Genomic DNA, 17,930 nt, shown 5'->3' with positions numbered 1-17,930 from the left:
ATCATCAGTAGTATAGTGAGCGATGCTCATTTCACGTCGCAAACTGATAAAGCTGACCGGCGGTGTGGCTGCAGCGATGGCCGCGCTGCCGTTGACGCACCTCACGCATCTGTTCGCCCATCGGATTGACTTGGAGATCGAAAACGAGCCGGAGCCGGATGCGCCGCCGGCGCCGCTGGGGCGCGTAGCGAATTGGAAGGTGGACATCCGCGCCGCGCCACAGACGCGCGCTCGGCTTGTTCGCTCGGCCAGGCGCGACGAGGTGTTGCAGCTCTACGCCCAGGTGACCGGCGACGCCGAGATGCCGCACAACGACGTCTGGTATAAGACCGACGACGGCTACGTTTATTCGTCCTGGGTGCAGCCGGTGAACGACATCAAGAATCCACCGGAGCCGATGCACGCGGCAGAGAAGTTCTGGGGGGAGATCACCGTGCCGTTTAGCGACGCGCGCGTCGCGCCGGATCCTAATGCCCAGCGATGGATTCGCCTGTATTACACCAGCGTCTTTCGCGTCATCGCCGCTGTTCAGGATGCAACGGGCGAATGGTGGTATCGCCTGCAGGACGGGGTAACCTTCAGCCCAGGGCCGTATGTGCCCGCCGCGCACATCCGTCGCTTCGACCCTGCCGAGCTGACCCCACTCTCGCCGAGCGCCGAAAACAAGCGCATCGTCATTGACTTGAGCCGACAGCTAATGACAGCGTATGAGGGTGATAAGCCTTTGCTCGTTTCGCGCACGGCGACCGGCTTCGGCCCCTTTCAAACGCCCAAAGGCCAGTACCGCATCATCCGCAAACGCACCACATCGCGCATGATCGGCGGGACCGGCGCGGATTACTATGACCTTCCCGGCGTGCCCTTCCCCAGCTACTTCACGCGAAGCGCGATCGCCATTCACGGCGCATATTGGCACAACGACTTCGGCCGGCGGCGCAGCCACGGCTGCGTCAATGTGCCGGCGCCGGTAGCGCTGTGGGTGTGGCGCTGGACGACGCCGGTGCAGCCCTACGACAAGGTCGAGATTCGCACGCAGGACTCAACGGCCACGCCGGTGATCGTAGTCTAAACGCCTGAACAAACACCGGCAGACGCGCCACGCTGCATCCGCTTGAGTCACAGGCGAGTCATAGCTGGAAGACTTTGCACCGCCCTTGGCGGCGCTCAGAACGACGAACGCCCGCTTTTCCGGCAAAATGCCGGGAAGGCGGGCGTTCTTGCGAGGTGCCTAGACGGTCTCGAACCCTCAACCTCCTGAGCCACAGTCAGGCGCTCTGCCATTGAGCTATAGGCACCGCATTCTGAACAGCATTTTAACACATCCCCGCTGCAGTGCGGGACTATGCCGAAGCACCCTCGGCCATTTCAATCAACTGCGAAAGCGCGGGGGCCAGGCGGGATGGGTTGCCCATGCGCCTTCGCAGCGGTCGTCACTCCAAGACCAACATCCCATCGCGGGCATCCACGCGCACCGTGTCGCCCTCGCGGTAGCGGCCCTCCAAGATGGCCAGCGAGAGCGGGTCTTGTAGCTCGTGCTGGATGGCGCGCTTGAGCGGTCGGGCGCCGAAGGCCGGGTCGTAGCCCACCTGCGCCAGGTGACGCTTCGCCGCCGGGGTTAGCTCCAGCGCCAGCTTGCGTTCGGCCAACAGCTTGCGCAGGCGATTGAGCTGAATATCCACGATCTGCTCGATGTGCCGCGCATCCAAGGGGTGAAACACCACGATCTCGTCAATGCGGTTGAGGAACTCCGGCCGGAAGAAGCGTTGCAGGCGGCGCACGATGTCGTCGCGGCTCATGCCCTCCAGGTCCTCGCCGGCCAACAGGTTGCTGGTCATGATCACCACGGTGTTGCGGAAGTCCACCGTGCGGCCTTGGCCGTCGGTGAGCCGCCCGTCGTCCAGCAATTGCAACAGCACGTTGAAGACTTCCGGGTGGGCCTTTTCGATTTCGTCGAACAGCACCACGGCGTAGGGGCGACGGCGCACGGCCTCGGTGAGCTGGCCGCCCTCCTCGTAGCCCACGTAGCCGGGCGGAGCGCCGATCAGCCGGCTGACGGTGTGCTTCTCCTGATACTCGCTCATGTCAATGCGCACCATCGCCCGCTCGTCGTCGAACAAAAACTCGGCCAGCGCCTTAGCAGTCTCGGTTTTGCCCACGCCGGTGGGGCCGAGGAAGATGAACGAGCCGATCGGCCGGTTCGGGTCTTGTAAGCCGGCGCGGGCGCGGCGCACGGCGTTGCTCACGGCGCGCAGCCCGTCGTCCTGGCCGACCACCCGCTCGCGCAGCCGCTCTTCCATCTTCACCAGTTTCTGCATTTCCCCTTCGAGCAGCTTGGTCACCGGGATGCCGGTCCAGCGCGACACCACCGCAGCCACCTCGTCCGGCCCAACCTCTTCCTTGAGCAACGGGTTGCCTTTCTGCAACTCGGCCAGGCGAGCCTGCGCCTGCTTGAGCTTGGCTTCCAGCTCGCGCAATCGGCCGTAGCGCAGCTCGGCCGCCTTGGCCAGGTCGGCGTCGCGCTCGGCCTGCTCGATCTGCACGTTGGTTTGTTCGATCTGCTCGCGGATGGCGCGCACCTCCTGGATGGCGGCTTTCTCCTGTTCCCATTGCGCGCGCAAGGCGTTGCTCTTCTCTTTCTCGCTGGCTATCTCGGCCTCGATCTTAGCCAAGCGCTCCTTGCTGGCGTCGTCGGTCTCCTTCTTCAGCGCCTCGCGCTCGATCTCCAGTTGCAGGATTTTGCGGTCAATCTCGTCCAGCGCGGTGGGCTTGGAGTCAATCTCCATCTTCACGCGACTGGCCGCCTCATCAATCAGGTCAATGGCCTTATCCGGCAACTGGCGATCGCTGATGTAACGCGCGCTGAGCGTGGCCGCAGCGATGACCGCGGCGTCCTGGATGCGCACGCCATGGTGAATTTCGTAGCGCTCTTTCAGGCCACGCAGGATGCTGATGGTGTCCTCGACGCTTGGCTCATCCACAAACACCGGCTGGAAGCGCCGCTCCAGCGCAGCGTCCTTCTCGATGTGCTTGCGGTATTCATCGAGCGTGGTCGCGCCGATGCAGTGCAGTTCGCCGCGCGCCAGCATCGGCTTGAGCAGGTTGCCGGCGTCCATCGCGCCCTCGGCCTTGCCGGCGCCGACGACGGTGTGCAGCTCGTCAATGAACAGGATGATCTTGCCGTTGGAGGCGGTGACCTCTTTCAGCACGGCCTTCAGGCGTTCCTCGAACTCGCCACGATATTTGGCGCCGGCGATCAGCGCGCCCATGTCCAGCGCGATGAGGCGTTTGTCCTTCAGGCCCTCCGGCACATCGCGCCGCACGATGCGCTGCGCCAGCCCCTCGGCGATGGCGGTCTTGCCCACGCCCGGTTCGCCGATCAACACCGGGTTGTTCTTCGTGCGCCGGCTGAGGATCTGGATCACGCGGCGGATCTCCTCATCGCGCCCGATCACCGGGTCGAGTTTGCCCTGCTGCGCGAGCTGGGTCAGGTCGCGCCCGTATTTCTCCAGCGCTTGGTAGGTGGCTTCGGGGTTTTGCGAGGTGACGCGCTGGCTGCCGCGCACCTGCACCAGGGCGCGCAAGATGGCGTCGCGGGTGATGCCGTTGGCGTTGAGGATCTGCGTGGCGGCCGGCGTGCGGCCGGTGCGCACGGCCGTCGGATCAGCCATGGCCAGCAGCAAGTGCTCGGTGCTCACGAAGTCATCGCGCATTTGCCTGGCCTCGACCTCGGCGCGGTCGGTCAACAGGCTGACTTCGCGCGAGAGGCGCACTTCGCCGACGGCGCCGCTGACCTTTGGCTTGTTGCGCAGCTCGCGCTCCACCAGATCGGTGATGCGCGTCGGATTGGCGCCGGCAGCCTGGATAATGGGTGGGACGATGCCCCCGTCTTGTTGCAACAAAGCAAGAAGCAGATGCTCCGGCTCGATGGTTTGCTGGCCGTATTCCTGCGCCAGCGATTGCGCACTGAGCAACGCTTCCTGCGCCTTCTCGGTGTATTGATTCAGATTCATGGTGCCTTCTCTTCCAAGTCAAACAGCGGACGCAATCGCGCTCGCTGTAGGAATTGCAATCTCGTCGTGCATCATAAATCTGCGTGTCAGAGCGACGTTGGAGCGTCGCTAGTGATTCATTTGTGCGCCGGTGTTCGCGCAGCGCGGGACACGCCTTAAAATGGGCGGATGTCCAACCATTGGAAGCACGATATGCCAACACGGCTCGCGCATCTCGTTCGGCTGATCTGTCTGGCGTCGCTGACTCTCGCTGCGTGCGCATCGGGCGGGGGCCCCAATCTATCGCGTGAAGCGACCAGCCGGATTCTCACCGCAGTCGCTACGCGCACGACGGCGCCCACCCCACGCGCTGCGGCGTCTTCGACGATCTCCTCGCCAACTGAAGCGGCTTCGCTGACCCCAACTGAACCAACCGCGACGCCGCTGCCGCCGATGGTCTTTGCGCGCTGCATCGTGCGCGCCGAGTCGCCCATGCGCCAAGAGCCGGAGGACGCCGCCCGCGTCACTGCCCCGCTGCAGCCGAGCGATATTGTCACCGCCTACGGTCGGACGGCAAACGGGCAGTGGATCCTCATCTGGAACCGAGAGATCGCTTTTGGCTGGATCCCGTCCGGCGTGCTGGGCTGCAGCGCGCCGTTCGGGGACTTGCGGCCTACCGAGCCGGATGTTTTGCTCACCCCTCGCCCAACGGTCACGCCGCCGGCGTTGATGGCGGACGCAAAAACAGCCCTACCGACGCCGGCGGCCGTCGCCGCTGCGGTGACGGAGACGCCCACCCCGCTTGCGACGCAGACGCCCGAGCCGGCCGTGACCGAGGCGCCGCCCGCTCCTGCGCCGGACGCAAACGCGCCCGCCACCGTGATGCCAACGCCCGAAACGACGGCGTTCCCAACCGCCGCCGTTGGAGCGGCTGAGTCGCCGGCCGAGCCGCTGGCGTGCATCGTTGCGATTGATCGAGCGTTGAACCTGCGCGCCGGCCCAGATCGCACCACCCGATTGCTCGGCCAACTGCGCCCTGGCGCAACCTTCAATGCCACCGGGCGCAACGCCGATGCCACTTGGCTCTATGGCACAACGGCGCGCGGCAACTTCGCCTGGGTGATCGCTTCCGCCCTGCGGTGCGAGGGCGACCCGGGCGGATTGAGGGTTGTCGCCGGCAACTAACGATCGTTCGATAAGGCCAGGAACATCTGCGCCTCGAAGATCAAGCCAAATGGGATAGTGAACGCGCCGACCAGGGCTGCGCCGATGGCGTAGGCTGAAATGTTAACCGGATACGGCCAATAGGCGCGCGCCTCGCTCACCATGAGCGGAACGACAGCGCCCTGATGCAGGGTGATGGGCAGCGTCAGGGCAGCCGCGCATAGGCCGACCACGGCCAGCCGGACGCCCCAACGCCACGCGGCGACGCGCCAGAAGCGGGATAGGCTTAGGCGCACCGTCGGCACCAGCCAGCCCAGCGCGCTGCTCTGTGGCATATGCATGATGCGCGCAGTGCGCATGCACAGCAGCGTTTCGGTCAAGCACGCGAGCAACGCGCCGGCGAATCCTGCAAGCAGCACCGCGGCGGGCAGCCGAACCGGCGAAGGCTGATAGAGCACCCAGCCTAGTGAACTGCCACTTTGACGAGCGAGGTGAAAGCGCGTCGCCGAGTACAGCTCCGTGAAAGGCGAGCCCGGATCGGGCGGCAACTGCGCGATTGTCCGCACTAAGGCCATGTTCAGGATGGCGTGAGCGTCGCGGCGCACCCAACGATAGTTGGAGACGTCCAGGCGCGCCTCGCGCAGCATCCACGTGATGCCAACCAGGCTGACCGTGATCAACGCGCCGTAGAGCAGGCTGCTGGCCAGCAACGGTCGCCAGCGCCAGAGCGCTGCGCCGAAAGCCGCGCGCAAGGTGACTGCCGCGCCCACCGGCGCGCGCAGCGCGATCCAGGTGATCGCGCCGCGACCGACGAGAAAGGTGAACGCGCCAAGGGCGGCCTGGATTTGCATCTGCAAGTTAAACGCGCTCGCGGCCAGCGCGAAGTAGCTGTTCTGGGCGGCCATGCCGCGCAGCATCAGCGCGGCATAGATGAGTGCGCCGAGAATGCCCACGCCCGCAAAGCACAACAGGCTGCACGCCAAGATGGGCAAGGGATGGCGCGCAAAAACGGCGCAGGTTGATTGCAATACCGCGCCGAAGCTGGCGCTCGACATCGCCTCGATCAATTCGTGGTAGGCGCTGCGCTTGGCTTGCATTCGGTCAGACATCCGCGGCCTGCGAAGCTTCGGAGGTTTGATGGTGAGGGTGCGCCGGAAAGCTGAGACCAGCCTGGGTTTTCGTCGAGAGTTCGAGGAAATCCAGAATGGCGCGCTGGGTGGGTTCGGGACATTCTTCGTGGACGATGTGGCCGGCGCCCTCGAACACCTGCAGCCGGGCATCGGGCAGGATGCGCACAAGCCTGGCGCCGTCGCCGGCGGGGAAGACCGGATCGCGCTCGCCCCACAACAGCAACGTGGGCTGGGTGATGGCGCTGAGGTTGTGCGGCACCGGCCTGGGGCCGTCTTTGGGCGATCGCGCCTGCCACACCTGCGCCAGCGTCGAGCCGCGCACATAGAGCGGACGGGCATAGCCTTTCACCACCGCGTCGGTAATCCAGTGGCGCTTGGCCGAGACGAAACGCAACCCCAGTCGCACCAGCCAGGGCGATGTGGAGTAGAAGGCCAGCACGTAGCCGAGGACCGGCAGGCGCACCCAGCGGGCGATGCCGGGCCGGCTGGTCGCGAAAGCCTCCGGTGCCAGCGCGGTCAACGACTGTACGCGCTCCGGCGCGAGGATGGCGATTTGCATGGCGACACGCCCGCCGAACGAGTGTCCGACGAAGTGCGCCCGCGGTACGCCCAGGGCGTCGAGCACGCCTAGGACCAGCTCGGCTTGGGTCTGCGTGGTGTAGATCGGCTCGGCCGGGCGGGCCGACGCGCCGCTGCCCAGTTGGTCCACGGCGATCACACGATAGCCGGCCGCAAGCAAAGCCGCTTTAATGCCGCGCCAGGTGAAGACCGACGAGGCGAAGCCATGGATCAAGACGACGGCCGGCGCGCTGTGCGGTCCGTCGTCGGTGTAGTGGACGGCATAGCCGTTGACCCAGACGAATTGGTCATCGCCGGCGAACTCACGCAGGTTGAAGCGCTCACGTAACGGCGTCAGGAGGTATGCGCCCCACACGACTGAGCCGGCCAGCGACAGCGCAACCACGCCGGCGATCGAGAAGGTGATCGCCATTTGTGGGCCGTAGCCGGTAGTCTGTTGTGCCACCAGCAGGATGAACGTCATCGTCAAGCCGACCAGCGCAATCGCAAACGTAATCTGCTCGTACTGGCGGATCGGCCTGCGCCGGGTCAGTTGGCGCATCAGCCAGATCAGCGCTGCGGCGATCAACGGCGGGACCAACAGCGCCGGCCAGTGCCCCCACTGCAAGTAGTCGCGCACTTCCCACCAGTTGATCGGATAGCGCACCAGCACGTGCGGGGCGAAGTTTTCCATGATGCCGATGTCGAGGGCGTAGCGCGCTATGCCTACCGGCTCGCCCCACACCGCGACGTAGTAGCGGCCGGTCTGCGGCATGATCACTTCGATCTTGGCGCGCGGGAAATACACCATCTGCGTGAAGATGTCGAAATAGTCGAACGTGCCGTCGCTGGTCGCGACGACCGCGCCCATGCCTTCGGGAATCTCGAACGGCAGCGGCTCGAGCGGCCGTGGTAGGCCGGGGCCGATCAGCGCAATGTTCGGATTGAAGTCGCGCAGTTGCTCGTGGCCGGGGATGAAGATCTCGGCCTTGAAGCGATCGCCGGCCTGGTAGTCGAATTTGGCCATGTCCACGTCGTCGGCTGACGACAGCTCGCCCAGCACGAACCACATGAACCATGGCTCCGACACATACTGGCCACCCTCGAATAAGCCGTAGTCTCCACCCGGCGCGTGGGTCTCCAGGATCGGCACTTCGGCGCGTGCTGTTCGCGGCTCGGCGGTGAGCGATGAAATGAGGGCGAAGATCAGGGTGCACGCGAGGGCGAACGGCCGGACGAATTTCATGATTGAGGATAGACAGGCCGGATTATCGCATCACGCAGCGATCCGAGGATTCGCCTATGGGGCGACGAACGGTCGCTTTCGACGCAGGAGCCGTCGGCCCTTATAGCTGCCGCGCGCGCTGTGGCGGCTGGGGAAAGCCAGCGTGGCGCGCACTATGCCTGCTCACCGCCTGTTGCTTTTGCATCGTCCTCGGCCTGCGCGCGCTGTCTGCGCCGGCGAAGCAACTCGGAGGCAGTAGCGGCGGCTTGCTGTGGCGACGGCACTTGCGCCTCGGCGGCAGCCGGTGGCGAGGCGAGAGGAGTTTGTGCCGGCCGACGCGGCATGATCTGCGGCACCGGCTCACGGGTGACGCGGGTCTTGGCGCGGAACAGTTGGTCCATGCGCCCGCTCGACTCCAGGCTGCCGGCCGGCGCCAGTTTCTCGCCGGACAAGCCGAGCAGTCTGCGTAGGCTGACGGTGATCCGCCGCACGCCAACGTCGAAGGGCAGCAGCAACGCGGCCAGCGCCAGCAACAGGGGGAAGAGGTCGGTGCGCGATGCAGCGACCGGCGCATTCAGCGCGAACGCCTGCGCCGGCGAGGTCAACACTTCACCGCCGCCGAGCAGCGCCCAATCGCGCAGGTTCTCCTCGCCGCCTTCCACCTGCGCATATTCAGGCGAATACGGCCGCACGTAAGCGACGATCGTCTCGCTCAAGCCGGCGACGGGCGGGCTCGCTGCCGTGTGGGATGGCGCGACGCGCACGAAATAGGCGCCGGCCTGGTCGAGATAGGTCTCTGCCTCGTAGCGGCCTGGTGCAGTCTGCATCAACGCAAGCTCGCGCGCCTGGCCATCGCTCTCAATGACGGTCGCCATCAGCTTCAGGTCCGTGGCGATCTGAGACTCCGGCACCTCAGCGACGATCACCGTCTGCTCGTCGCGCTGTTGCACGTTGACTTGGATGGACGACTGCCCGCGGTCCAGGATCGTCCAGCGGATGGCCTGTGCCCAGAACTTGGGGAAGTCGCCCCATCGCACCCAGTTCTTGGCCCAGCGCCCGGTAGCATCCGAGGTGAACGCGACTGCGCGGCCCAGGCCGTATTGCCATACGGCGAGCAGTGGGTCGCTCTCGTTGGCGCGCAGGATCACCTGCGCAGCCGGTTTAGCAGTGCTGGCGATGTAGCCCTGCAGCGCAGGGACTTCGTTGATGCCGCTCAAGATGGGGTGGGACATCCCCAGCCTGGGGAAGAAGCGCTGCTCGACAATGTAACTGCGCTGGGCGAGCGCGGCTTCTTCCGTGAAGATGGTCGGCAGATTGGCCGCCTTGTCGGTGAAGTGATAACGCCCCTTGCCAATGGCGGCGATGCGCTTGAGAAAGGGGATGTCTGAGCCATCGCCAAAGGCGACGACGCTCAGCGTCGTGTTGTATTCATCGCGCATCTTGCGCACCAGTTCGGGCACGCCTTCCTGGCGCTCGGCGTCGTTGCCGTCGGCCAGCAGGATGATGAACTTGGATAGCTTGGTGGATTTGGCGATGATCTTCTGGGCTTCCAGCAGCGACTCGTAGACGTAGATGCCGCCGCCGCCGGGCGCGATGCTCAGGATCTGGTTGATGTATTTGTTCTTGTCGCGGCCAAGGAACGGTCCGATCAGGTCCACCAACTCAGTGTCGAAGCCGATCACCGTCACCTCGTCGTCCTCGTTCACCAACTCGGCGACGCGCGCGGCGGCTTCTGCAGCCAGCCGCATCTTGGTCACGCCGTTCTCGATGGCGCTCATGCTGCCGCTCTTGTCCATCACCACCACGATGGACACCGAGGGGAAGCGTTTGGGGTCTTTGACCTGCATCTCAACCGGCAAGGTCTCCTCCAGCGGCGTCTTGAAGTAGCCGCCCACGCCGTAGCTGTTCGGCCCGCCGATGACCACCAGGCCGCCGCCGACGTCGCGCACGTAGCTCTGCAGCGAGTACATCGCGCGCAGCGAGAGCTCGCGCGCCGGCACGTTGGCCAGCACCACGGCCTGGTAGCCGGCTAGCGACTGGATCTCGCTGGGCATCGCACGCGGCGAGACCTGGTCATACTCGATGCCGATCGCGCTGAGGGCAGCTTTCAGCGCGCCCACCTCGTCCACGCCGCTGGACGAGAACGCCGGTGGAACCGAGACCAGCAAGATGCGCGGCGGCCCGCCGACGATCACCGACGACACGAGCGCGTTGTTTTGCGGGCGCACGTCGCGCTCCGGCGAGATCTGCACGCGAAAGGCGCTGAAGCCGGTGCGCGTGGCATTGGCGCGCACATTGAACGCGTTGAGTCCGGGGGTCAGGTTGACGACTTCTTGAGCGACGATGTCCGGCCCGGAGAACACGGTGAGCTGAGCGCGCATGGCCTGGTTCGAGCGCACCACGATCTGCAGCGGGATGATCTGGCCAACCGAAGCCTGCTGCGGCGCGTCAATGCGCTCGATTGCGGCGTCGGGGCCTTGCACCGACGGCAACACGACGACGTCCAGTCGTATGTCGGCGGCGCGCGCCAGCCGGGCGGCGGCTTCGGCGTCGCCGACGGTCTGTTGGCCGTCGCTCAGCAGCACAATGCGCTTGGCCGCATCGGCTGGGAACAGGGACAGGCTCAGCCGAATTGCGCCTTCTACATTCGTGCCGGCGGATCGCACCTGAGCACCCATCGGGGCCAGGTCGCGCATGCTGGACATGGCGCGTTCGATTTGGGCGTCGGCGCCGAAGACGATCACCGCCGCTTCGTCGTTCCCGTCTGTGCGCATGCTGCGCAGCGCCTCGCGCACAAACTGCGCCGCCTGCTCCACGCCGCTTGGCCCGACGCTGTCCGAAGCGTCGATGGCGAACACGACGGCCAGCTTATTGGTGAACTGGACAGCTTGTAGGCCGGCGAGGGCGAAGATGAGCGAGGTCAGCAAGGCCCAACGCACAACGAGCGCGCTGAGCGCGTGTTTGTTCAGCCGCCACGGACCACCTGGCCGGCTGCCGGCTGCTCTCCGTCGCGTCAACAGCCTGGGCCACGCGATCAACGCGCTGATGGGCAATAGCACCAGCAGCGTGAGCACGATCGGCTGGCTGAACGACAGCATTGCCCGATTTTACGGGACGCGAATGATATGCGTATGAATACGAATGTAGGCCTAGCCCTCCCCCCCACCGTATTGGGCCTGGAAGTTCCTCGCTGCGTCACGCACTGCCTGCGGGATAACTTTGGTGGGGTCGATCAATCGCTTCACCTGCGCGGCATTTTCGCGCGCGGCGCTGAGCCAATTGTCGAACGTGCGGCGCTGTTCACTCTGAAGTTCGCTTTCGGCAAGCGGTCGCTCTTCGCGGCCTAAGGGGAGCAGGATGTAGAAGCTGCCAAACGAGGACGTGATCACCGGTGTCGGCGTGCCGAGGGGTGCGGTGGCTAACTGGTCGGCGATGGTGGCGCCGAACTGGTCCCGCGCACGCGGCCGGCTGATCCAATCCAAGCTGGCCCCATTCCCGATCGGCGCCGGCTCTGTGATCGCGTTGGTCTGCGAGATCAACGCGGCGAAGGTCAATTCCCCGCGCGCCAGTCGTTCGGCAGCTTTCTGAGCCTCTTCGAGCGCGTTAAAGCGTACGTAATCAAACTTGTAGTGCGGGGCGGTCTTCGGCGTCTCCTGAGCGAAGGCTTCTTGCAAGCGTTCGCGATACAGGCTGCTGGCGACCAGGTCGCGCAGGTCCTGCTCGGTGATGCCAAGCGGCTGATACTCGGCGAGCGTGCTTTGCAGGAGCAGTTGGAAGTCCCCCGCGGTGATCGAAGTGGGCTGCAGTCGCGGCGTAGCCGTCGGCAAGACGACGGTCGGTGAGGGTGTAAGGCCGGCTGCGGCTGTTGCGGTGACTGCGCCAGCAGCGGTGGGGACGGGTGTATCAGGGGTGACTGGCGTGTAGGTCGGGAACGGCGTCAGGGTCTTGCGGTAGAAGCCGAAGCTCTTCTCCAGCTCTTCGGTCACCTCATCCGGGGTGACGGTGATGCCGCGGCGATTGGCCTCTTGGCGGATGAGCGCATCGTCAATCAGTGTGCTCAGCGCGTTTTGCGCGATCTGCTCCGCGCTGCTTTGCAGGACGATCTGCTGCAGTTGCTGTTGGTAGAACTGCTGAAGGAACTCGGCGCTGGGATTGTTATCCTGTTGCAGTTGCGAGACTTGTTGCTGGAGCTGGTTGAAGCGGCCGAGCAGTTGGGCTTGGTCATAGCGCATGCGCTTTTGCAGTTGTTGGACGTTGATGGTCTCATCGCCGACGCTGGCCACTGCACGCTGAGGCTGGATAACCAACATATCTACCAGGGCTGCAACAACCAGCCCCCCGACGATTACCGCAAGCGCCAGGCTGCCGAGGATGATGATCTGGCGCTGACGGCGTTCGCGCTCGTAGCGCGATATCTGCACGCGCGTGAGGCGCGCGCTGAGTGATTCGTTTTTCTTAGTCATACGAATTGCAACAGTGGGCGCAGCAGATCCCCCTCTGCGCCGGCCGCGGCAAAGCGCGCCAACGCACGATAGAAAGGCGCCGGGCCGCCGATCGGCGTGCGTGATTCAGAAAGCGAGGGGGGCCTCGTCGGCAGCTTCAGGGGCAGGGGTGTGCTCGTGGTGGGGGCGGCGCTCACCCAGCACAATCATCTCGTTGGCGACGATTTCCGTGCGGTAGTGGCGCTTGCCTTCGCTATCCTCCCAGCCCCGCGTTTGTAGCCGACCTTCGATATATACCTGCTGGCCGCGCGAGAGGTGCTGCTTGCAAATCTCGGCCAGGCTTCCCCAAGCGATCACGTTGAACCACTCGATCTCCTCATGCCGCTGTCCATCCGGCGTCATCCAATCACGGCGCGTCTCCACAGCAAATGACGTGACGGCTTTCCCGCTGGGCGTGTATCGAATCTCCGGGTCACGACCCAGGTGACCGATGATCATAACTTTGTTTAGTCCACGCATCGTGGTGAAACTCCCTTGGATGACTGTAGCGCGGTATACGTGAATCGTGCCCGATGGCCTCCCCTAACGAGTTAGGGATTTGCGCTCGGCTCGGTCAAAGCGATACGCTGATCGTTTTCAGAAGGGGCGGACGGCTCGGGGGCATCCTGGGGGGTGACTTCTGCGGCGCCCATAGCGCCGGCGGCGCTTGGCATTGCGCCGCCATGCTCGTCGGCGCGCACCAGCAGATAGCGGATGATGTCCTCCATCAGACGCAGCCGCTGCTCGATTCGCGCGAGGCTGACGGCTTCGAGTTCAATGACCGAGAAGACGTAGTAGCCCTCGCGGTAATTGCGGATCGGATAAGCCAACTGGCGGAGCCCCCACGGCGTGGTCTCGACAACGGCGCCGCCTTCAGACGTCACAAAGCCGTTTACGCGTTCGAGCAAGGCAGCTCGTGCGCTTGCGTCCAGATCGGGTTTGACGATGTAAGTGAGTTCGTATTTGCGCATGAATCGTATGTATCACTCCTTTCCTCGGAATCATTGCCCTCGTTTCGGGAGGACTGATGACGCAGACCGTCCCCGGCGAGAGCGGAAAGTCGGCCGCAGCGCAGTTGTGCGACCATGAACAGGCGGGATAATATATCACGAGTTCGGCTTGATTTACAATCGCCCGTCTCCGGTATACCGCCCATGAGTAGTTCCATCGTCGTCTCGGAATGTCGCACGCCCCAAGAGCGCCGGCAGTTCATCGAATTCCAATGGCAGATTTACAAAGATGACCCCTACTGGGTGCCGCCCCTGGTGAGCGAGCGCGTGGCGTTTTACGACAAGGCCAAAAATCCCTTCTTCGAGCATTCCGACGCTGCCATGTTCGTGGCGCGGCGCGATGGACGAATCGTCGGCACGATTGTCGCCATCCAAAACAACCGACACAATGCTTTCCACAACGAGAAGACCGGCTTCTTTGGGGGCTTCGAGACAATCAACGACTTCGAGGTGGCTGCGGCGCTCTTCGACGCTGCGCGCGATTGGGTGAAGGCACGCGGCATGAAAGTGTTGCGCGGCCCGGCGACGCTCAGCCTGAACGACGAATGCGGGTTGCTGGTGGACGGCTTCGACAGTGAGCCGATGGTGCTGATGACCTACAACCCACGCTACTACGTCGAATTGATCGAGCGCTACGGGTTCACGAAGGCGATGGACCTTTGGGCGTGGTGGGTATCCGCGGAGACGGCGAAGCGCGTCATCGGCGAGAAGCTGGAGCGGCTGAGCCGACTGGTTGAGAAGCGCGGTCGCTTCACCGTGCGCACGGCCGATTTCAGGCGCCTGGCGCGCGAGGTGCAGGCGCTCAAGGCAGTCTATGCCAGCGAATCCGGCGCATGGCGCGAGAACTGGGGGCATGTGCCGATGACCGACCGTGAGTTAGAGCACGTGGTCCACAACTTGAAGCAGTTTGCCGACCCCGACTTCATCCTGATTGTCGAGGCGCAGGGCAAGCCGGTGGGCATCGGCATCGCCCTGCCGAACGTGAACCGGCCGCTGCGCAAAGCGTATCCCAACCCCAAAACGCCAGAATGGTGGACGCTGCTCAAATTCCTCTACTACCGGCGCAGGATGGTGAATTCGGTGCGCGTGATTCTGGCCGGTGTGTTAAAGGAGTATCGCGCATCCGGCATTGAAGCCGTGTTGATGTTGCGGATGTTGCAGGCGGGCATCACCAAGGGCTACATCGGCGGCGAGATGTCGTGGATTCTGGAGACGAACGATGCCATGAACCGGATCATCGCTCAGGTCGGCGCGACTGTGTACAAGACCTATCGCATCTATGATCTCCCCATCGGCTGAGGCTGCTTCGCGCAGCGAGGATGTCCCTGGACGCGGCAGCGCGTTGCGTTCGGCGCGTCGCGAGGCGTCGGCGAAACGGGGCCTGTTCGCAATCCTCATCAGCGATCTCGCGTTGATCAACGTCGCGTTCGCGCTGGGTTACGTGGCGCGCTACCATTGGCAGTTGTTCCGCGACATCGAGTTCAACGCCGCCTTCAGCGACTATTGGCCGATTCAGGTGTTGTTCACGCTTGCCGTGCTGGCCTTCTTCTGGCTGGATGGCGTGTATGCGCTGCGGCGTACGCCTTCCTGGCTCGACCAGATATGGACGATCACCGGCAGCGTGCTCAAGGCGATGTTCATCGTCTGGGTGGCGATCTTTATCTACGGGCCGGCGGTGTATTCGCGCCTGTTGATAGCCGAAGCGGGCGTGTTCCTGATCGCGTTGCTCGGCGTCTCGCGCGCCATCAAGAACGCCTACGACGCGCACCAGCGCGCGCGGGGCATCGGCGTATCCAATGTGCTGATCGTCGGCGCGGGCGAATTCGGTCGAGCGGTGATGCGCACGCTATTCGCCCGGCCTGACCTGGGCTATCGTTGCATCGGCTTTGTGGACGATGACCCACGACGCGGCCACACCGACATCGGCCGCTTCCCCGCACTGGGCGAGGTGGACACGCTGTCGGATCTGCTGCGGCGCTATCCGGTGGACGACGTGGTGATCACGCTGCCCTGGTCGGCACAGCCTAAGATCCTGGAGCTGGTTGAAATCTGCCGGGCGCACAATGTGCGGGTGCACGTGGTGCCATCGCTGTTGCAGATCAACCTGCGCAAGCTGGACGTGAACGACTTCGGCGGCATCCCGATGCTCAGCCCACGCGACGCGCAAGACGGCATCGTCGGCATGGATTGGGTCGTTAAACGTGGCATGGATGTAGTTTTCGGCGGCATCCTCCTGCTGCTGAGCTTGCCGGTCATTGCAATCGCCTGCCTGGCGATTCGGTTGGAATCGCCCGGTCCGGTCATCTTCACGCAACTGCGCGCCGGCAAAAACGGCAAGCCCTTTAAGCTCTATAAACTGCGTTCGATGTATAAAGACGCCGACCAGATGCGCGACCAATTGATGGCGATGAACGAAGCGGACGGCCCAATTTTCAAAATCAAGGATGATCCACGCCGGACGAAGGTCGGCCGCCTCTTGCGCAAGCTGAGCATAGATGAGTTGCCGCAGTTTTGGAATGTGCTCAAGGGCGACATGAGCATCGTCGGGCCGCGTCCTGCGCTGCTGTCGGAGGTGGCGCAATATGCAGATTGGCACCGCGAGCGGTTGCGGGTGCAGCCGGGCATCACCGGCCTGTGGCAGATCAGCGGGCGCAGCGAATTGTCCTTCGACGAAATGTGCCTGCTGGATGTGTACTACATCGAGAACTGGTCGCCTTCGCTCGATCTCAAGATCATGTTGCGCACCATTCCCTACGTGTTGTCCGGGCGAGGGGCGTATTAGCGCGGGGTGCGACTCGGCGGAGTTCTTCCGGAGTTGTATTCCACGATCTTCTGCCAGTTCAAGCGCCCATCGGCTTCACAGAAATTCTCAAGCAATTCCTTCGTGAACTTGTTGACCAAGCTGGTGTAGCACTGCTGCACCTTCCAGTTGGGTTTGCGCGCCTCGCGCCCGAGCGGTTCGATGATGTCAACATACAGCGTCTCGACGCCGGAGATGAAGTGCCAAAACGCTTGACCACATAGCTTGCGATAGTCGCCCTTATCCTCGTTGATCTCCCGTCCGTAGCAGCAGCCATTCACTGCTTCAATGACTCGCCGCGGTGCGTTCGTGCGCAGAATAGTCTTGGCCTTCTTAAAGTTGTCAAGCATGCGAGCGATTTGTTGGCTGTTGCCCCAATTCGGACCTGACTTGATGGCGACGATGTAATACACGCCGTCCTTATCGAATTCCAGGTCAATGCCGGCGGCTGCTGATTGCGACCACCGTAGACTATTTGGCAAACATAGACGGCCAAGCCCTCCAGAAAACTGCCAAACATGCCTTCCTCTTGCGAGGACAGGTAGGCGTCGAGGATGTTGCGCACGAAGGGTTCGGCAGTTTGGATATCCTTCGCCCGATATAGGTAAGGATTCTTTCTCAGGAGGATGTTCTGCAATGTCAATCGGGATAGGCGCTCTTCACGCGCCTGGTGGAACTTACGAATGTTTGGAACGATGTAAGCGGCGAGCTGATTTTCCGTTATTGGCGACATACTGTTCACCCGGCTCGAAGAGCGTTAATTTGACCGAACTGAGGCGCGAACGCGCCAGATCCACATACTCTTGCTTGATATCAATGCCGACCGAGTTGCGTGCAAGATTTTGCGCGGCTTCGCACGTGGTGCCTGAACCAACGAAAGGGTCGAGCACCCAGTCGCCTTCCTCGGTGAAGAGCTTGATGAACCATGCGGGTAGGGCAAGAGGAAAGGAGGCGCTGTGATTCTTATTCCCTGTTTCCGTGGCGAGATGAAGCACGTTGGTCGGGTAAGCGAGGTCGCGATCGAGCCAGTTGGCGATATTCTTGCCGAAACCGCTGCCCACGCGCGAGTCGAAGCGAACCACGTCGTTTTTGCCAAGCGACTTCAGTCGCGTCTCCGCCCAGCCTCCCATAGGGACGCGCACGGCGTCCTGAAACATCTTGAACTTCTTGGTCTTGTTGAATTGGAGGCAGCATTCCCAGGCATCGCGGAATCGGTTCGGCCATTTGCCGGGGTAACAGTTCTTCTTGTGCCAGATGTATTCCTCGGTCCAAAGCCAGCCTTGCCGGCGCAACGCCAGGATGAGTTCCAGCACGTAGGTATGCCGCTCACCGTTCACCACCTTCTCTTTGATGTTTAGAGCCTATCTCTAAACCTCGCATTTGCGCCAACAGATGATGGCGCAGGCGAAAAACAGCAGGGACAGATAATTGCTCGCCTTCTTCTCCCAGCGAATCAGCAACCGACGAAAGCGATTGAGCCATGAATGAGTCACTTCGACCACCCAGCGGCGCGACTTGCGTCGGCCCGGCTTGCGTTGGCGTTTTTTTGGCCGTTCTCCTTGTCCGGCACATG

12 protein-coding genes, 1 tRNA gene and 2 pseudogenes are annotated in these 17,930 nt (G+C 63.2%); 4 read left to right on the top strand and 11 right to left on the bottom strand.

Going from position 1 to position 17,930, the window contains the following annotated elements; translation table 11 throughout:
* The first annotated feature begins 22 nt into the window (after window positions 1-22).
* Window positions 23-1,069, top strand: a complete 1,047-nt coding sequence (locus GXH28_RS13450; protein ID WP_169239544.1) for a L,D-transpeptidase — start codon at window positions 23-25, stop codon at window positions 1,067-1,069.
* A gap of 154 nt (window positions 1,070-1,223) precedes the next feature.
* On the opposite strand, the gene GXH28_RS13445 is transcribed toward GXH28_RS13450, so the two are convergent.
* Both GXH28_RS13445 and clpB read right to left on the bottom strand, forming a co-directional pair.
* Window positions 1,224-1,295: transfer RNA gene (locus GXH28_RS13445), tRNA-His, on the bottom strand.
* Window positions 1,296-1,430: 135 nt separating this feature from the next.
* Window positions 1,431-4,010 carry an ATP-dependent chaperone ClpB gene (gene clpB / locus GXH28_RS13440; protein WP_169239543.1) on the bottom strand — a complete coding sequence of 860 codons (2,580 nt, stop codon included), beginning with the start codon at window positions 4,008-4,010 and terminating at the stop codon, window positions 1,431-1,433.
* A 192-nt stretch (window positions 4,011-4,202) separates the two neighbouring features.
* On the opposite strand from clpB, the gene GXH28_RS13435 reads away from it, so the two are divergent.
* Entirely contained in the window at window positions 4,203-5,174 is a 972-nt protein-coding gene (locus tag GXH28_RS13435; RefSeq protein WP_169239542.1) for an SH3 domain-containing protein, read from the top strand.
* On the opposite strand, the gene GXH28_RS13430 is transcribed toward GXH28_RS13435, so the two are convergent.
* The 6 genes from GXH28_RS13430 to rpsF all read right to left on the bottom strand — a co-directional run bounded on the left by GXH28_RS13430 (window position 5,171) and on the right by rpsF (window position 13,518).
* A complete protein-coding gene (locus tag GXH28_RS13430) occupies window positions 5,171-6,262 on the bottom strand; it encodes a hypothetical protein (RefSeq protein ID WP_169239541.1) in 1,092 nt (363 codons plus the stop codon). The two genes, GXH28_RS13435 and GXH28_RS13430, sit on opposite strands and share 4 nt — an antisense overlap.
* Window positions 6,255-8,087, bottom strand: a complete 1,833-nt coding sequence (locus tag GXH28_RS16500; RefSeq protein ID WP_240550405.1) for an alpha/beta fold hydrolase — start codon at window positions 8,085-8,087, stop codon at window positions 6,255-6,257. Before GXH28_RS16500 ends, GXH28_RS13430 begins: the two co-directional genes overlap by 8 nt.
* Before the next feature lie 152 nt (window positions 8,088-8,239).
* Window positions 8,240-11,164, bottom strand: coding sequence for a VWA domain-containing protein (locus tag GXH28_RS13420; protein WP_169239540.1), 2,925 nt, complete (start codon window positions 11,162-11,164; stop codon window positions 8,240-8,242).
* A 51-nt stretch (window positions 11,165-11,215) separates the two neighbouring features.
* Window positions 11,216-12,529 carry a peptidylprolyl isomerase gene (locus GXH28_RS13415; RefSeq protein WP_169239539.1) on the bottom strand — a complete coding sequence of 438 codons (1,314 nt, stop codon included), beginning with the start codon at window positions 12,527-12,529 and terminating at the stop codon, window positions 11,216-11,218.
* A gap of 105 nt (window positions 12,530-12,634) precedes the next feature.
* The gene (locus GXH28_RS13410) at window positions 12,635-13,027 is read right to left on the bottom strand and encodes a single-stranded DNA-binding protein (protein WP_169239538.1); all 393 of its coding nucleotides are present in this window, start codon (window positions 13,025-13,027) and stop codon (window positions 12,635-12,637) included.
* A gap of 71 nt (window positions 13,028-13,098) precedes the next feature.
* Complete coding sequence (gene rpsF / locus GXH28_RS13405; protein WP_169239537.1) at window positions 13,099-13,518, bottom strand: 30S ribosomal protein S6; 420 nt, start codon at window positions 13,516-13,518, stop codon at window positions 13,099-13,101.
* Between the two features lie 183 nt (window positions 13,519-13,701).
* On the opposite strand from rpsF, the gene GXH28_RS13400 reads away from it, so the two are divergent.
* The gene (locus GXH28_RS13400; RefSeq protein WP_169239536.1) at window positions 13,702-14,856 is read left to right on the top strand and encodes a hypothetical protein; all 1,155 of its coding nucleotides are present in this window, start codon (window positions 13,702-13,704) and stop codon (window positions 14,854-14,856) included.
* Window positions 14,837-16,339: a sugar transferase gene (locus GXH28_RS13395; protein WP_169239535.1), complete on the top strand. Its 1,503-nt coding sequence runs from the start codon at window positions 14,837-14,839 to the stop codon at window positions 16,337-16,339. The genes GXH28_RS13400 and GXH28_RS13395 overlap by 20 nt, the downstream gene beginning before the upstream one ends.
* On the opposite strand, the pseudogene GXH28_RS13390 reads toward GXH28_RS13395, so the two are convergent.
* The 3 genes and pseudogenes from GXH28_RS13390 to GXH28_RS13380 form a co-directional block, all read right to left on the bottom strand.
* Window positions 16,336-17,090 (bottom strand): annotated as a pseudogene (locus GXH28_RS13390) (PmeII family type II restriction endonuclease). The gene GXH28_RS13395 and the pseudogene GXH28_RS13390 sit on opposite strands and share 4 nt — an antisense overlap.
* Window positions 17,035-17,715 (bottom strand): annotated as a pseudogene (locus tag GXH28_RS13385) (DNA-methyltransferase); the annotation flags it as partial. The pseudogenes GXH28_RS13390 and GXH28_RS13385, both read right to left, overlap by 56 nt.
* Window positions 17,716-17,724: 9 nt before the next feature.
* A partial coding sequence (locus GXH28_RS13380) for a transposase (protein ID WP_169237924.1) occupies window positions 17,725-17,930 on the bottom strand: 206 nt, incomplete at its 5' end.

The organism is Candidatus Roseilinea sp. NK_OTU-006, assembly GCF_012931985.1.
Lineage (GTDB): Bacteria > Chloroflexota > Anaerolineae > J036 > Brachytrichaceae > JAAFGM01.
This window is presented reverse-complemented; position numbering and strand designations above follow the sequence as displayed.

Coding starts and splice junctions, on each gene's coding strand:
- GXH28_RS13420 (WP_169239540.1), bottom strand. CDS start 11,164: ATGCTGTCGTTCAGCCAGCCGATCGTGCTCACGCTGCTGGTGCTATTG.
- GXH28_RS13450 (WP_169239544.1), top strand. CDS start 23: ATGCTCATTTCACGTCGCAAACTGATAAAGCTGACCGGCGGTGTGGCT.
- GXH28_RS13430 (WP_169239541.1), bottom strand. CDS start 6,262: ATGTCTGACCGAATGCAAGCCAAGCGCAGCGCCTACCACGAATTGATC.
- GXH28_RS13415 (WP_169239539.1), bottom strand. CDS start 12,529: ATGACTAAGAAAAACGAATCACTCAGCGCGCGCCTCACGCGCGTGCAG.
- GXH28_RS13400 (WP_169239536.1), top strand. CDS start 13,702: ATGAGTAGTTCCATCGTCGTCTCGGAATGTCGCACGCCCCAAGAGCGC.
- GXH28_RS13435 (WP_169239542.1), top strand. CDS start 4,203: ATGCCAACACGGCTCGCGCATCTCGTTCGGCTGATCTGTCTGGCGTCG.
- rpsF (WP_169239537.1), bottom strand. CDS start 13,518: ATGCGCAAATACGAACTCACTTACATCGTCAAACCCGATCTGGACGCA.
- clpB (WP_169239543.1), bottom strand. CDS start 4,010: ATGAATCTGAATCAATACACCGAGAAGGCGCAGGAAGCGTTGCTCAGT.
- GXH28_RS16500 (WP_240550405.1), bottom strand. CDS start 8,087: ATGAAATTCGTCCGGCCGTTCGCCCTCGCGTGCACCCTGATCTTCGCC.
- GXH28_RS13410 (WP_169239538.1), bottom strand. CDS start 13,027: ATGCGTGGACTAAACAAAGTTATGATCATCGGTCACCTGGGTCGTGAC.
- GXH28_RS13395 (WP_169239535.1), top strand. CDS start 14,837: ATGATCTCCCCATCGGCTGAGGCTGCTTCGCGCAGCGAGGATGTCCCT.